Annotated in this window: 17 protein-coding genes; 13 read left to right on the forward strand and 4 right to left on the reverse strand. The window is 35.0% G+C overall.

Features of this window, described 5'->3' with window-relative positions:
* Positions 1–42: 42 nt before the first annotated feature.
* Together ACS5L2_RS04005 and ACS5L2_RS04010 are read left to right on the forward strand one after the other, a co-directional pair.
* Positions 43–666, forward strand: a complete 624-nt coding sequence (locus tag ACS5L2_RS04005) for a LysE family translocator (RefSeq protein ID WP_459202477.1) — start codon at positions 43–45, stop codon at positions 664–666.
* A gap of 19 nt (positions 667–685) precedes the next feature.
* The gene (locus ACS5L2_RS04010; protein WP_459202478.1) at positions 686–1,969 is read left to right on the forward strand and encodes an APC family permease; all 1,284 of its coding nucleotides are present in this window, start codon (positions 686–688) and stop codon (positions 1,967–1,969) included.
* A 68-nt stretch (positions 1,970–2,037) separates the two neighbouring features.
* On the opposite strand, the gene ACS5L2_RS04015 is transcribed toward ACS5L2_RS04010, so the two are convergent.
* Positions 2,038–2,655: a DUF1847 domain-containing protein gene (locus tag ACS5L2_RS04015; protein WP_459202479.1), complete on the reverse strand. Its 618-nt coding sequence runs from the start codon at positions 2,653–2,655 to the stop codon at positions 2,038–2,040.
* A 48-nt stretch (positions 2,656–2,703) separates the two neighbouring features.
* Complete coding sequence (locus tag ACS5L2_RS04020; RefSeq protein ID WP_459202480.1) at positions 2,704–3,183, reverse strand: pyridoxamine 5'-phosphate oxidase family protein; 480 nt, start codon at positions 3,181–3,183, stop codon at positions 2,704–2,706.
* A 329-nt stretch (positions 3,184–3,512) separates the two neighbouring features.
* Here ACS5L2_RS04020 and nifH point away from each other — a divergent pair, with 329 nt between their 5' ends.
* The 10 genes from nifH to ACS5L2_RS04070 all read left to right on the forward strand — a co-directional run bounded on the left by nifH (position 3,513) and on the right by ACS5L2_RS04070 (position 13,056).
* On the forward strand, positions 3,513–4,340 hold the full coding sequence (gene nifH, locus ACS5L2_RS04025) for a nitrogenase iron protein (protein ID WP_459202481.1): 828 nt from the start codon (positions 3,513–3,515) through the stop codon (positions 4,338–4,340).
* Positions 4,341–4,381: 41 nt separating this feature from the next.
* Positions 4,382–4,699, forward strand: coding sequence for a P-II family nitrogen regulator (locus ACS5L2_RS04030; protein ID WP_459202482.1), 318 nt, complete (start codon positions 4,382–4,384; stop codon positions 4,697–4,699).
* Between the two features lie 9 nt (positions 4,700–4,708).
* Positions 4,709–5,074, forward strand: coding sequence for a P-II family nitrogen regulator (locus tag ACS5L2_RS04035; protein WP_459202483.1), 366 nt, complete (start codon positions 4,709–4,711; stop codon positions 5,072–5,074).
* 67 nt (positions 5,075–5,141) lie between these two features.
* The gene (locus tag ACS5L2_RS04040; protein ID WP_459202484.1) at positions 5,142–6,572 is read left to right on the forward strand and encodes a nitrogenase subunit alpha; all 1,431 of its coding nucleotides are present in this window, start codon (positions 5,142–5,144) and stop codon (positions 6,570–6,572) included.
* On the forward strand, positions 6,565–7,953 hold the full coding sequence (locus ACS5L2_RS04045; protein WP_459202485.1) for a nitrogenase component 1: 1,389 nt from the start codon (positions 6,565–6,567) through the stop codon (positions 7,951–7,953). The genes ACS5L2_RS04040 and ACS5L2_RS04045 overlap by 8 nt, the downstream gene beginning before the upstream one ends.
* A 21-nt stretch (positions 7,954–7,974) precedes the next feature.
* On the forward strand, positions 7,975–9,417 hold the full coding sequence (nifE, locus tag ACS5L2_RS04050) for a nitrogenase iron-molybdenum cofactor biosynthesis protein NifE (RefSeq protein WP_459202486.1): 1,443 nt from the start codon (positions 7,975–7,977) through the stop codon (positions 9,415–9,417).
* Between the two features lie 15 nt (positions 9,418–9,432).
* On the forward strand, positions 9,433–10,809 hold the full coding sequence (locus tag ACS5L2_RS04055) for a nitrogenase component 1 (RefSeq protein WP_459202487.1): 1,377 nt from the start codon (positions 9,433–9,435) through the stop codon (positions 10,807–10,809).
* The gene (locus ACS5L2_RS04060) at positions 10,775–11,095 is read left to right on the forward strand and encodes a NifB/NifX family molybdenum-iron cluster-binding protein (RefSeq protein ID WP_459202488.1); all 321 of its coding nucleotides are present in this window, start codon (positions 10,775–10,777) and stop codon (positions 11,093–11,095) included. The genes ACS5L2_RS04055 and ACS5L2_RS04060 overlap by 35 nt, the downstream gene beginning before the upstream one ends.
* A 297-nt stretch (positions 11,096–11,392) precedes the next feature.
* The gene (locus ACS5L2_RS04065; protein WP_459202489.1) at positions 11,393–11,869 is read left to right on the forward strand and encodes a CBS domain-containing protein; all 477 of its coding nucleotides are present in this window, start codon (positions 11,393–11,395) and stop codon (positions 11,867–11,869) included.
* Between the two features lie 8 nt (positions 11,870–11,877).
* Positions 11,878–13,056 (forward strand): cation:proton antiporter, encoded by a 1,179-nt coding sequence (locus tag ACS5L2_RS04070; RefSeq protein ID WP_459202490.1) that lies wholly within the window; start codon positions 11,878–11,880, stop codon positions 13,054–13,056.
* Positions 13,057–13,093: 37 nt separating this feature from the next.
* Here the strand turns inward: ACS5L2_RS04070 and bioA are convergent, their stop codons facing one another.
* A complete protein-coding gene (bioA, locus tag ACS5L2_RS04075) occupies positions 13,094–14,497 on the reverse strand; it encodes an adenosylmethionine--8-amino-7-oxononanoate transaminase (RefSeq protein WP_459202491.1) in 1,404 nt (467 codons plus the stop codon).
* 174 nt (positions 14,498–14,671) lie between these two features.
* Positions 14,672–14,866 carry a hypothetical protein gene (locus ACS5L2_RS04080; RefSeq protein ID WP_459202492.1) on the reverse strand — a complete coding sequence of 65 codons (195 nt, stop codon included), beginning with the start codon at positions 14,864–14,866 and terminating at the stop codon, positions 14,672–14,674.
* Positions 14,867–15,038: 172 nt separating this feature from the next.
* Here ACS5L2_RS04080 and ACS5L2_RS04085 point away from each other — a divergent pair, with 172 nt between their 5' ends.
* Positions 15,039–15,476: a nucleoside deaminase gene (locus ACS5L2_RS04085; RefSeq protein ID WP_459202493.1), complete on the forward strand. Its 438-nt coding sequence runs from the start codon at positions 15,039–15,041 to the stop codon at positions 15,474–15,476.
* Positions 15,477–15,495 lie beyond the last annotated feature (19 nt).

The raw sequence follows: 15,495 nt of genomic DNA on the forward strand, positions 1-15,495 counted from the left end.
TATGAATACATAATTAGATACCTAAAAAATTTTGGTGTTTTCATGATCGAATCTACACAAGTTTTTTATTTTGTAATTGCATCGGCAGCACTGACGATTCTTCCAGGGCCAGACATAATATTTGTAACAATCCAGAGCATTTCTCAAGGCAAGTGGGCAGGAATTTCAACTGCGCTTGGACTTTGTACTGGACTTATAGTTCACACAACTGCCGCAGCACTTGGAATTTCAGCAATAATTTATAATTCCGCGTTAGCATTTACTATTGTAAAATATCTCGGAGCTTTGTATTTATTGTACCTTGCAGTTACAGCATTGTTTGATAAAAACGTATTATTAACTGAATCGATAGTTAAATCTGAAAACAGGGCGCTTTATAAAAAAGGAATATTTATGAATTTGTTAAACCCGAAAGTTTCTTTATTTTTCCTTGCATTCCTTCCTCAGTTTGTAAATCCAGATTCTGGAAGTGTCTCGATTCAGATGGTAATTTTGGGAGTTATATTCATATTGCAGGCAATTTTAATTTTTTCGGCAGTTGCTGTTTTTTCAAGCATTTTTGGAGAAAAAATATTAAACAGCCAGAAATTTGGAAAATATATCAATTTGGCTAAAGCAGGTATATTTGGTGCAATTGGGATTCAATTAGCACTTTCGAGTAAATAATTAAAATAAATGAATTCAAATGAAAAACGTAATGATTAAAGGAATATTTATGAGTTCTAAAAAATTAGGGCCTTATACATTAAGCGGACTTATTGTTGGGCCGATACTTGGATCAGGGATTGTTATCATACCCCCTATAGTTTACGACATTTTAAAAGACTACTCCATATTTGCATGGATAATCATGATGGTGATAGGCGGGATTTTTGCGTATTTTGCAAGTAAATTATGTGTAAAGTTTCCAGGAGATTCTGGTTTAACAGAAGTTGTTGGTCATTCTTTTGGAAAATTGTATAAAGACTTAAATGCTTATTATTTGCTTATTGCATTAGCGATGGGCCCATTAGTTGTGATAATGGTTGCAGGAGAGTACCTTTCAGTATTATTTTCAAATTACGCGGTTAGTGCAGAATTTTATTCGGCAGTGTTAATGCTTATTGGCGGAATAATTCTTTCAAGAAATATTTCATCCGTTGGTAAGATTTCGATGATAATTTCAACTGTAATTTCTACAATACTTGTAATTGGCGGGCTTTTTACAATTTTATTCTATCGAAAAGATGCGCTGTTTACTGAAACGGGAATAACTACTATTGATATAGGTTACTCGTTTTTGATAATGTTTTGGTCAATTATCGGGTGGGAAATCCTTGGAAATTACAGTCTCGAAGTTGAAAACCCAGAAAAAACAATTCCAAAGGCAGCGCTCTTAAGTGTAATTGCAATGTCGGTAGTTTACCTGATAGTTTCGGGAGCACTGCAAGTTTTAGATGTTGAAAAACTTGGAAATTTAAACCCAATTTCAGGACTTTCATTAATATTATACCCGTTATTTGGACACTATTCAAGTATAATTTTGTCAATTACAATAACAGGACTCTGTTTGTGCAGTTTTTTAATGTTAATTGGTGGAGCGTCAAGATTAGTATATGCTCAGGCTAAAGCAGGAGTATTTCCAGAAATATTTAAATATCGGTCAAACACAAACGCTCCGCTTTCAGGGATATTATTAATGGTTTTTACAAACTTTTTAACGCTTTTTGCAGTATATTTCAATTTAATCTCGCTTACTGAAATAATTGCAGCGGTAAACGCATTTTTAATTATGAATATAATAATGGCGGCAGTTGCATCGATAAAAGTTTTCGAAAAGGTAATGGAAAAGGGATTTGCAGTATTTTTATCGGTTTCGTTCCTTTTAATGTTTTTATTTTCCTCAAAAGTAGTAATACTGATTATTCTATCAATGTTTTTTACAACTGTAATATATAATCTAAAAAATAGCAGTTTTAAAATAAAATAATGGACGAATTAAGTAATCATAAATTTTTAAAAAAGTTTATTTTTTATTTTTATTCTTTATTATTTATTTTAAAACAGTTTTTCTCGATAGTAACTATCTGCAGTATATATTGCAGCAAGAGGATTGTGGCCTAAAACCCTATCTTTAACACCAATCACCGTTACCGGCGCTTTTGAATATTTTATGAACAAGGAATCATGCCCCACACACAAACCTAATATTATATTAAAATCCGTTTTTTCTTCATTTAAAAATAATGCCTGGCCGATAGGGTTACACATGGCTTCGAATTTACATTTGTGAACTTTTTCATTTTCGGTTATTTTTATGAATTCTTTTGGGATACTTCCTGCTTTACAAACAACCGATTCAACCTCAAAATCATGGTTGAGAAATATGTTCTGTAAAATACCTGCTTCTTTTGAAAGTCCGGTACAAAATGCAATGCCCAATTTTTTATAGTTCATTTTTTTCGCAAAGAGTATGGTTTCTTCAATTCTTGTAAGCTTACAGTAACCTTCAGATTCAACAAGCGCGGAATTATATGCAATTTTTTTATTTTCTTCATCAAGATATAATTTTTTACTTTTTTCGATGATTTCAGCAGAATTTGGACATTTTTTTGGCATTTCTTCAAATATGCCTGATTTGCATGCTTTTATTTTACATAATGCACAGTAATACATTAAATTCACCATGGTAGTTACATCACATATCTCATACGTGAGTATATTTCACTCATTACTATTTTTTAGTGCAACTATATCGTCTACATCAGTTAATTTCCAAACATACGTGTTGTCAGCAGTAATCAGACTTTCTAACGGGTCATCCGGGTTTTGACCGAGTGCTTCTAAAACAACATTTGATAGATTTTTTGAGATAATCAAATTTACAAAAAGTTTTCTGATTTTTTCTTTTTTGCTGATGTTATATTCTGGAACGATTTTTCCTTGAAGTGTTATAAATTTATAGCAGGACATGTCATCTGAAAATTTTTCAATTTCAATAGATACATGCGGGTTATTTTTCAAAAGTTCAATTTTGCGACCATATTTTGTTGAAAGAAAGTAAATTGTATTTTCATCGAAAACGTACAGGAACGGTGCGATGTATGGGTATTTTACACCTAAAAATGCAATTCTTGAAATATGGTTATTTTTGATTAGTAAATCGTATTCTTCGCGTTTCATCTCTGGAATTTTGAAAACCATTTTTAAATCCCCCAATTAAAATTTCAATAATATATTGTTTGATTTTTAAAATTGATATATTTTACTTAATGTATATTATATGTATTTAGCCCTGAATTTTTGATTATTAATTAGTATTAATTACTTTTTTTCTTAAAAGTTAATTTAAAATGATTACAGGGCTTTTTTTTAATTTTTATCGTATGAGTAGCGGTATTTTTCTTGATGGGACCGAAAACTATATATATTGAATCACAGTATAGGATAGTTCACCGGAAAGAAGCTTCCGTATAATAACTAAAATAAGGAATTAATTTTCCGAAGTAAAACAATATAGTGAGGCCTAAAACATGGTAAGAAAAATCGCAATTTACGGAAAAGGTGGAATTGGAAAATCAACCACCACACAAAACACAGTAGCTGCAATGGCTTACTTCCACGACAAAAAAGTATTTATTCACGGCTGTGACCCAAAAGCAGACAGTACAAGGTTAATCTTGCACGGTAAACAGCAAGTAACAATGATGGATACATTAAGAGAAAGAGGAGAAGAAGAATGTACTCCTGACAAAGTTATCGAAACAGGATTCTGTGGCGTAAGATGTGTAGAATCAGGAGGACCTGAGCCAGGAGTAGGCTGTGCAGGTAGAGGTGTTATCACTGCAATTACACTCATGGAACAACAAGGCGTTTACGAAGACAACCTTGACTTCGTATTCTTCGATGTTTTAGGGGACGTTGTGTGCGGTGGATTCGCAATGCCTGTAAGAGATGGTAAAGCAGACGAAATATACGTTGTAGCATCAGGAGAAATGATGGCTCTTTACGCTGCAAACAACATCTGTAAAGGAATGGTTAAATATGCACAACAAAGCGGTGTAAGACTTGGAGGAATCATCTGTAACAGTAGAAACGTAGATGGTGAACTTGAATTATTACAAGAATTTTGTGACAAAATTGGAACACAATTAATCCACTTCGTTCCAAGAGACAACATCGTTCAAAAAGCAGAATTCCAGAAAAAAGCTGTTGTTGACTTCGACCCAGAATGCAACCAAGCAATGGAATACAAAGAACTTGCAAGAAAAATCATTGAAAACAAAAACCTTGTAATTCCAACCCCAATGACAATGGACGAATTAGAAGAATTAACTTCAAAATACGGTTTCTTAGATTAATTACATTAAATTAATTACTTTAAATTTTAAGAGGGCAAAAAATGAAAATGATTAGAGCAGTAGTCAGACCAAGTAAAGCTGAAGCAGTTGTAGATGCACTCGCTGAATCCGGATGCGTAGCTTTAACAAAAATGGATGTTATCGGAAGAGGAAAACAGAAAGGAATTAAAATTGACCAGATTTACTACGACGAACTTCCAAAAACAATGCTCATGATTGTAGTTGAAGACGACGCAGCAGAAAATGTTGTTGAAATAGTTACAAAGACTGCATACACTGGAAATTTCGGTGACGGTAAGATATTCGTTTCCCCTGTAGAAGAAGCTTACACAGTTAGAACAAGAACATGCGGATTATAAGGTGATTATATGAAAGAGATAATCGCAATAATTCGGCCAAGCAAAATGGCTCAAACAAAAACTGTCCTTGAAGGCCTTGGATTTCCAGCAATGACTGCAAACAGGGTTCTTGGAAGAGGAAAACAAAAAGCAATTGTTGGAGAACTTGGCTTTGAAGTTGACAATAAAGAATTGTTACACCAGCCAGGGGACATGAGATACATCCCAAAAACAATGATGACATTAATTGTTCCTGATGAAGATGCAAGCCTCGTAGTTGAAGCAATTATGAAAGTTAATAAATCCGGTCAATTTGGTGACGGAAAAATTTTCGTTTGCCCAATTGATGATATAATCACAGTTAGAACCTCTGAACGAGGAGAATCTGCATTATAATTAACTTTAGACCCCAAATAAATACCCCTCTATATACTACCCTTAAAAATTTTTTAGGAGAGCGAACATGCCATTCTGTTTATTGGATGTAGATAAAGATATCCCTGAAAGAGAACAACACGTTTACATCAAAGATTCAAAAGAAAAAACGCACTGCCAAAAATGTAACACAACCACAATCCCTGGAAGTATGACTGAAAGAGGATGTGCTTTTGCAGGAGTAAAAGGTGTGATTACTGGTGCATTGAAGGATGTACTTCACGTAGTACACTCGCCAATAGGATGTACCGCATACGGAAATGGTACAACAAAAAGATACCCAACAAGACCAGAAATGCCTGATGGAAGCGTATTTCCCGTAGAAAACTTCAACCTCAAACACGTTGTCGGAACTGACTTAACTGAATCCGATGTTGTGTTTGGTGGAATGAACAAACTTAAAAAAGTAATTAGGGAAGCTTCAAAAGAGTACCCATTCGTAAATGCAATCTACGTTTACGCAACATGTACAACAGGTCTTATTGGAGACGACTTAGATGCAGTATGTAAAGAAATGCAAGCAGAACTTGGAAAAGATGTTGTAGCATTCAACGCTCCAGGATTTGCAGGACCAACACAATCAAAAGGACACCACGTAGGAAACTACACGATATTTGAAAAATTGGTTGGAACAAAAGAACCACCATTTGAATTAACCGACTACGACATCAACTTGATTGGTGAGTACAACATTGATGGTGACTACTGGGTTCTTGAAAAATACTTCGATGCTATGGGCATTAGAGTTCTCAGTAAATTTACTGGGGATGCAACCCACGGTGAGCTCTGCTGGATGCACAAAGCAAAATTAAGCCTTGTAAGATGTCAAAGGTCTGCAACATATGTAGCAAAATTGATTGAAGAAAAATATGGTGTTCCATACCTTAAAGTGGATTTCTTCGGTCCAGAATACTGTGCTGAAAACTTAAGAACAGTAGGTAAATTCTTTGGAAAAGAAGCCGAAGCCGAAGCTGTTATTAAATCAGAAATGGAAAAAATTCAGCCTGAACTTGATTTTTATAAATCAAAATTACAGGGTAAAAAAATCTGGATTTCAGCAGGAGGTCCAAAAAGCTGGCACTTATCCAAACCAATAGAACAATTCTTAGGAATGGATGTAGTAGCACTTTCAGGTCTTTTCGAACACGAAGATGGATACGAAAAAATGCAAGAAAGGGCAAAAGATGGTACAATTATCATTGACGACCCGAACACCCTTGAAATGGAAGAAATTGTGGAAAAATTCCAACCAGAAATAGTTCTTGGGGGTATCAAAGAGAAATACTTCTTCCACAAATTAGGAGTACCTTCAGTAATGATACACTCTTACGAAAACGGTCCATACATCGGATTTGAAGGATTCGTAAATCTTGCAAAAGATATGTACACAGCAATATACAACCCAGCTTGGAGACTAATGGAATTTGAAGACGAAGAGCCAGGTGATTCAAATGAGTGAGTTAAACGTAATCAAAAAAGAAAGAACTGCGGTAATCAACCCGCTCGTAACATGCCAGCCTTTAGGTGCAATGTACGCAGTATCTGGAATCTATAAGGGAATGCCTTTAGTTCACGGATCACAGGGATGTTCAACATTCGTAAGATACGGATTTGCAAGACACTTTAGAGAACCTGCAGATATTGCAGTAACTTCACTTCACGAGGATGCAGCAGTATTCGGAGGAAGAAAAAACCTGATTTCAGGTCTCGGAAACTTAGCTGCAAGATTTAAACCAGAAGTAATGGGTGTTGTAACAACCTGTTCAAGTGAAATCATCGGAGATGACGTTGCTGGTTTCATTAAAATAGCTAAAGCAGAAATTGCTAAAAAAATGGGTGAAGAAGCTGCTAACAAAATCAAAATTGTTCAGATTAACACCCCAAGTTTCGTTGAGCACCACTACAAAGGATACGACAATGCAATAAGATCAATTGTTGATACCTTAGCTGAACCAAAAGATGAAGAAAATGGAAAATTAAACATCATTCCAGGAATTGTAAACCCTGGAGACATCAGGGAAGTAAAACACATGCTTTCACTTATGGGAGTTGAAGGTATTTTACTTACCGATACATCTGATCCATTTGATTCACCACTCAGACCTTCAGCTGCAGATAAAAACCCATACTACCAAAAAGGTGGGACACATCTTGCAGAGATTCAAGACTGTGCAAATTCACTTGGTACAATTTCACTTGCAAGCTATGCAGATACTGCAGCTAAATCACTGGAGAAAAAATACAATATGCCTTCAAAAGTGAGTGCAGCACCAATTGGTGTTCAAAACACTGACAGCTTTATAAGAACAGTTAAAAAATTCACTGGAAACGATGTTACTGAAGAAATACTTGACGAAAGAGGTATCGTGATTGACGCAATAGCTGACGTTGCATCAAGATACTTATTCGGAAGAAAAGTAGCAATATATGGTGACCCGTCATTAACTGCAGGACTTGCAAGATTTGTAACAGAACTTGGAATGATTCCTTCAATGGTATGTACCGGTGTTAAAAACGAGTACTTCCTTGACGACATGAAAAAAGTAGCTAAAGAATCAGATGGAGACATCGATGCACTCTTTGGACAAGATTTAAGAGCAGTAGATGTTTACTTAAAAGAAAATCCAGTAGATTTAATTATTGGTAACTCAGATGGTAGATTGATGGCAAAAGACCTCGGTATACCACTCTACAGAGTAGGATACCCAGTATATGATAGAGTAGGAACTCAAAGAAGACCAATCATTGGATACAATGGTGCTTTGAACCTTGTCGATGGAATTACAAACACAATCCTCGATAAATACTACGAAACTCAAGACTGGAAACTCCAACAGTAAGCCCCATTAAAGAGGAATACTATGGTTTTGAACCTTGATACAGAAAACCGGAAAATGCAAAATGGAAATAACGGTGACGATTTTGACATAGAAGTCAAAATCCCAAACTCCATTTTCGAAAAATTAAAATCAATTGAAGCATTAAAAGCCCGAGAATCACAATCGTGTGTTTCGGGAAAAGATAATTCAATTCCTACGTGTGACAAGAACTCGACCCCTGGAATGATTACCCAGAGATCCTGCGTATACGGGGGAGCAAGAGTTGTTCTAATGCCTATAACTGATGCAGTACACCTCGTACACGGTCCAATAGGCTGCGCAGCATGCACTTGGGATATTCGTGGAAGTAAATCTACAGGAGATAAACTTTACAAAAACGGATTCTCAACTGATTTGCAGGAATCAGATATTGTCTTTGGTGGAGAAAAAAAGCTCTATGAATCCATTTTGGAAATAAATAAGCTTTACCATCCTGGTGCAATATTTGTTTATTCCACATGCGTAGTGGGCTTGATTGGAGATGATATTAAAGCAGTTTGTAGACAAGCACAAGAAGCAACTGGTTGCAGAGTTATTCCGGTACAGTCAGAAGGGTTCAAAAGCTTTAATAAAACTGCAGGCCATAAACTTGCATGTGACGCAATGATTGACTACTTAATTGGCACAGAAGAGCCAGAAGAAGAGCACCCGTACAGTATTAATATAATTGGAGAATTCAATGTTGCAGGAGACCTCTGGGGAATTATTCCATTATATGAAAAAATGGGTGTAAAAGTACACACTGCAATTACTGGAGACGCAACAGTCAAAAAGGTTGCAAGTGCACACAGGTCTAAATTAAATATAGTTCAGTGCCAAAAATCATCTAACTACTTAGCAAGCAGAATGGAAGAGAAATACGGAATACCAAACATTAAAGTGAATTTCTTTGGAATCGAAGAAACTACGAAGTCCTTAAGGGCGGTTGCAGAATTTTTCGGTGACGAAGAAATGATTAAAAGAACCGAAGAACTTATAAAATCAGAAGTTAAAAATCTTCGAGATGAAATTTCTGAATATAAAAAAGATCTGGCTGGAAGTACCGTTGCGATATATTCTGGAGCCCACAAATCTTGGGCACTGGTAAGCGCATTTGGTGAACTCGATATGGAAATTATCATGAGTGGTACCCAAAACGGAAAACCAGAAGATTACCAAAAAATCAGGGAGCACGTCTGTGAAGGTACATTAATTGTAGACGATGCGAGCTCAATGGAACTTGCAGAGCTTCTCAAACAATATAAACCTGATATATTAATTTCTGGAGCCAAAGAGAAATATATTTCCCTGAAATGTGGAGTTCCACACTGTGATTTCAATCACGACAGGATAACTGCATTCTCAGGTTTTCAGGGCTTCATAAATTTTGCAAGAGTTGTGCATACCGCAATTATGACACCGGTTTGGAAACTTTCAAGAAAATGAGTATAGAGGAATATTATGACTGAAAAAAAATTTGCTGTAATAAATCCATGTAAAATATGCCAACCAATGGGTGCAATATTTGCATTAATGGGTGTAAAGAATTCAATGCCTTTAATACACGGTTCGCACGGATGCAGCACGTACATGAGATTCCAACTTGGACGTCATTTCAAAGAACCTGTAAGTGTGTCATCTACATCAATGAGTGAAGCAAATGCTGTACTCGGTGGTGGAGAAAATTTAAAACATGCGATTAGAAACGCGAGCAAAATTTACAACCCTGAAATAATTGGTGTAACTACAAGCTGTCTTAGTGAAACTATTGGTGACGATGTTGAAGGGATCATCCGGTTATTCAAGGCACAAAATGATGATTTGCCTGAAATAGTCCCGATATCAACCCCAAGCTATAAACATACGCACGTAGAAGGATACGATTCAACAGTCAAAGCATTGGTTGAACATTTAGCAACTCCCACAAAGCCTAATTTCAAGTTAAACGTAATTACTGGAATGGTTTCCCCTGGAGACATTGCAGAAATCAAAAAGTTGTTACGTGAAATGGATATAGAATCAATAATTCTAACCGATACTTCGGAATCTATGGACGCCCCTTTCGAAGGAGATGTTTCATTCACACCAAATGCGGGAACTACTGTGGATGAGATTAGAGATACTGCAAATTCATTTGCAACGATTTCACTCTGTAAGCATGCAAATTCCGCCGCCAAATTCCTCCATGAAGCTTATGGAATAGAATCAGTCTCACCTTATCTTCCAGTAGGTCTTCAAAGTACTGATGAATTCATTAATGAACTTTGTAAACTTACCAATAAAGAGATACCTGAACATATAACACGAGAACGTGGAAAATTAATAGATGCCATGATAGACGCCCACCAACATAATTTTGGAAGAAAAGTTGCAATCTACGGCGACCCCGATGTCGTAGTTGGATTTACGAGATTTGTCTTGGAACTTGGAATGATTCCTTCAATAGTCTGTACTGGAAGCGAAAGTAAAACTTTCGTTGAAGACATCGAAGCAGTAACTAAAGATAGCAAACATAAACCAGTAATCTTAGCTCCAGGAGACCTCTACGATCTCCACCAAGAAATTAAAAAATCAAAAGTGGATCTCCTCATTGGAAATTCATACGGTTCAAGAATTGCAGGTGCCGAAAATATTCCATTAATTCGAATGGGTTTCCCAATCTATGATAGAGTTGGAGCTCAAAGAATAACTTCTTTAGGATATACTGCAGGAATTAGACTTGTAGATACCATAACCAACACCATACTCGACAGGTACTTTGACGAGTTTGGATGGGCATTAACTGAAGATACAGAGGTAGACCATGGAGACTTTGAGAGTAGCCATTGCATCAACTGATGGCGTAAACGTCAACATGCACTTTGGTGCTGCCACACATTTTCTTATTTTTGAAATAAAAGACAATGTAGCAGAATTCATGGAATTTAGGGAAAACCCAACCAAACATATAAAAGACCACACCGACAGGTGGAACTATGCACTTGAACTCTTAAAAGACTGTGGTGCAATCTTTTGTAGCAGAATGGGGGATCACCCTAAATCCGTACTTGAAGGAAAAGGCATGAAAGTTGTTATGACAGAAAATACATTAAAAGAAGCTTTAAAGGAATTTTTAACCGCCTAAATTACCCATTACCTATCAAATTTTAGTTATTATGCGATTTTTCAAAAACAATTCTAATCTTAGATATACAATAATCCTTACTAAATAGTGGTTCTATATTGTTTTACCATTTATTGGTAAACTCGTTTATTTTTTTAAAACTTGAAATTCTTTTTTTAGGCCAAAAAGAGTTTAAAAAGTTAATTTTACATTTTTTAAAGCAGAACACCCATTTTAAAAAAATTTAAAAAACAGAAATGAAAAGTTTAATTATTTTCAAAAATATAATTATACCAAACTTATTTTTCGGGGGTTTTTATGAACGAACTTGAAAAGGCAATTGCAAAGTACCATTCAATGAAATTGAAAGATATTATTCCAACAATGGATACTCTACCCGTATTATGCAATAATTCTTCAATTAAGGATGTTTTAGAGATACTTAGAACCCGTCACCACGTCTGGGTTATAAACTGTAAAGAAGATGGAAAACTTATTGGAGTAATCCGGTATTTAGACGTTATTAACTTTATAATGCCTCCTGAAAAACATTCTACATTTATAGGAACTACTCGAACGGTTTTAATGTCGATACAGGGCGGAGCTGAAATTGCAAGCGAAGTAATGGAGAGAAGTGCAATTACAATAAATTCCAATGAAACGGTTTTAAAAGCACTTGAAAAGATGAAAAACTACAATTTACAGCTTTTAGCGGTAGTTGATGATAAAAATAAACTTATTGGAGAAGTAAGCCTTAGAATATTAATAAATAAATTTCTTGACCTCTGCTTTTAGGTGTTTTCGTGGATATTTCGTGGGTACTGTTTACTGTTGGGGCATGCCTCATATTTGGAAAAATTGGAAACGAAATAATGTGGCGGTTTGGTTTTCCAAGCGTGTTTGGGGAAATACTTGTTGGAATACTATTTGGAAATCTTTTATTTTTTGGAATAGTTGATCCAAACCACCTGACACTTCACGAAAACGATATTTTTGACTTTTTGTCCACTGTTGGAATCATGTTTTTATTATTTTTAAGCGGGCTTGAAATAGATGTAAACAGGATTAAAAAAACAGAAAACATCGCGATATTTTCAGCAGTTCTTGGTGCGCTCTTTCCACTAATTTTTGGGTATCTATCTTTGTCGTATTTTGGGTACCCTGCTAAAGAATCTTTTGTCGGGGGAGTAATTCTTACAGCAACGAGTATTGGAATTACTGCAAGGCTTTTAATGGATTTAAAAGTTTTAAAAACTGATGTAGGGGCTGCTGCAATTAGTGCGAGTATTTTAGATGACTTTTTAGGGCTTATTCTTTTAATACTTGCAGTCGGGTCAGGAGGCCTTCTCGGACTCATCTCTGAAATCACGGTCTTTTTTATAATTACGGGGTACCTTGGGTGGAAATTAATTAAAAAATATCTAAAATTTGCAGAAAAATTTCATATCGAAAAAACAGTTCTTTCGTTTACAATTGCACTGATGTTTTTGTTTTCGTTTTTATCGGAGCGCTGGTTTGAAGTTGCAATTGAAGGCGCATTTATGGCTGGATTAATTCTTTCAAAAACATCTGAAGGAAAAACGCTTGCAAAAGAAATAAAATCAATTGGAAATTCATTTTTAATTCCATTATTCTTTATATACACGGGCGCAAGGCTAAATTTAACGGCGTTCTTAAATCACGAGGCACTGATCCTTGCGGTAGTTTTTATAATCGTCGGGGTTTTGAGTAAGTTTATTGCATGGGGGCTTGGAGCAAGATTAATGGGCAGGTGGAACTTCAAAAAATCGATACAGATGGCTTCTGCATCAGTTCCGAGAGCAGAAATAGCGCTGATAAATTTAATGATCGCGGTTTCTGCAGGAGTAATTTTAAAAGAAGATGTTTCAAAATTCATCGCTGCAACGCTTATATTTGTTACATTTTCGATAGTCATAACTCCACCGCTCTTGAAAAAAGTTTTTAAAGAAACTGTAAATTAAAATTTTAAAAATAAATAAAGATAAAAAAATTTATTTTTTAGAGTATTTTTTCGTTTAAAAGTTCAGAAATGGATTCATTAACTTTTTTTACGAGTATTTCAATTTCTTCTGGTTTAATTATTAACGGAAGTACGAATATCAATGTATTTCCAATTGGACGGATATACACTCCTTTTTCGAGAAGTCTATCGGCGACTTTGTATCCTGCTTTGTACCCGTAATCATATGGTTCTTTCGTTTCTTTGTCTTTTACAATTTCAATTCCAATCATGTACCCTGATTTTCGAATATCTCCAACACAGGGGAACTCTTTTAATTCATCAAGCTTTTCATGTAATAATTTGATATTCGGCCTTATTTCTTCGCAAATATTTGTTTCTTCCAAAATATTGGTAGTTTCAATTGCTGCTGCACATATTATCTGGTTTCCCGCATACGTGTGGCCGTGAAAGAGCTGTTTACATTCTTCAAAACTTCCTAAAAATGCATTATATATTTCATCGGTTGCAAGGGTCAGCGCAAGTGGTAAATATCCACCGGTAATTCCTTTTCCAAGGCAAATAATGTCGGGTTTTTCTAATTCTTTCAATTCATACATATCTGAATAAAATGCTCTTCCAAGCCTTCCAAACGTCGCGATTTCATCGAGTATTAATATAATATCAAGTTCTTTACAGATTTTTGCAACACCTTCGATGTATCCTTTCGGGTATGGAATCATTCCAGCTGAGCCCATGACTCCGGCTTCTAAAATTACGCAAAATATCTCGTCTTTTTTGGATTTAATTAAATTTTCCATTTCTTTCAGGCATTTCATTTCGCATCCTAATCTATTTCTTTCATCAGTGTCTTTGAAATTGCAGTATTTGCACCTGTAGCAGTACGGAGTACTTGCGTGATACCCATTAAACAAAAGCGGTTTAAAACAACCATGGAAAAGTTCACTGCCTCCGACACTCATTGCACCAACTGTGTCCCCGTGGTATCCTTCTTTAACTGATACAAATTTTGTTTTATTTGTAAATCCTTTTAATTTGCAGTATTCAAATGCCATTTTTACGGCAATCTCAACAGCTTCTGCACCATCTTCTGAAAAAAATACTTTTGTAAATTGTTTTGGTGAAAACTCAACGTATCTTTTTGCTAAAACTGCTGACGGAACGTTTCCGCAACCAAGTTGTGTAGAATGTCCAATTTTTAGTGCTTGTTTTGAAATTGCATCAGCTATTCGTTTTTCAGAGTGTCCAAAGAAGTTACACCATACTGATGAAACTGCATCCATGTATTTTTTGCCATTTACATCAATTAGATATATTCCTTCCCCATTTTCAATTAAAATTGGTTTTCCTTCCCGGTACTCTTTCATCTGGGTAAAAGGGTGCCAAACGTATTCTTTATCCCATTTTTCAATGTCATTTTTTGAATAGTTTTCTGATTTCATTTTAAACACCAGAGATTTTTTAAATTTTAAGTGAATTAAAGTGGTTATTCAAACATTGTCTCAAAACTATGAATTTAGTAAATATAAGGTTTTTTGAAAAAAATTTAAAAAAATAATTTTCTTTAAAATTTAGAAAAAAATAACGAATTTTTTGGGAAATTAAAAGAATTTTTTTTATTTTCGCCGTTTTAATTCAGTACCAAAATGCAGTAAAATCATGCAAACTACTAAACCTAAAATGCCTATGATTACGTGTCCAAATACAAGGGCCAGTCCAGATATTGGAAGTACTAAGAAAAACATTACCGCGATAATTATTTCCCCAAGCGTTTTTCGGCCCATATCTTCAATAAATCCAATAATAACCACCGAGTAAACGTAATTTTATTGTCGGAGTAATATTATAAATTTAATAACTATTTAACATTATTGAAAATTGAAAAGAACCCGAAAAATAATTTTTAAAGTTATTTTTTCAGAAATTATAAATATTGTTTTTAAAAGAATTTTTTTTAGATAATTTTGGAGTGATGGTGGAAAATTGACTGATTTTATGGATGAAGCAATAAAAGAAGCGAAATTGGGACTTAAGGAAGGCGGAATTCCAATTGGTGCGGTTTTGGTTTATAAAAATAAGATTATTGGTCGAGGACATAACAAACGGGTTCAAAATAACAGCGCGATTTTACATGCCGAGATGAATGCGCTTGAAAATGCAGGAAGGCTAACTTCCGATATTTATAAAAATTGCGAACTTTACACGACACTTTCTCCATGCATTATGTGCAGTGGCGCAGTTTTGCTTTATAAAATTAAAAAAGTAATCATCGGGGAAAACAGAACTTTTTTAGGTGCAGAAGACCTTTTAATAAAAAATGGGGTTTCTGTTGAAGTTTTAAATGACGAAAGATGCGTAAAGATGATGGAAGAATTTATAAAAAATAATCTTAAATTATGGAATGAAGATATCGGAGAATAATTTAAAATAACGCTAAAAA

The organism is Methanococcus mangrovi, assembly GCF_054506835.1.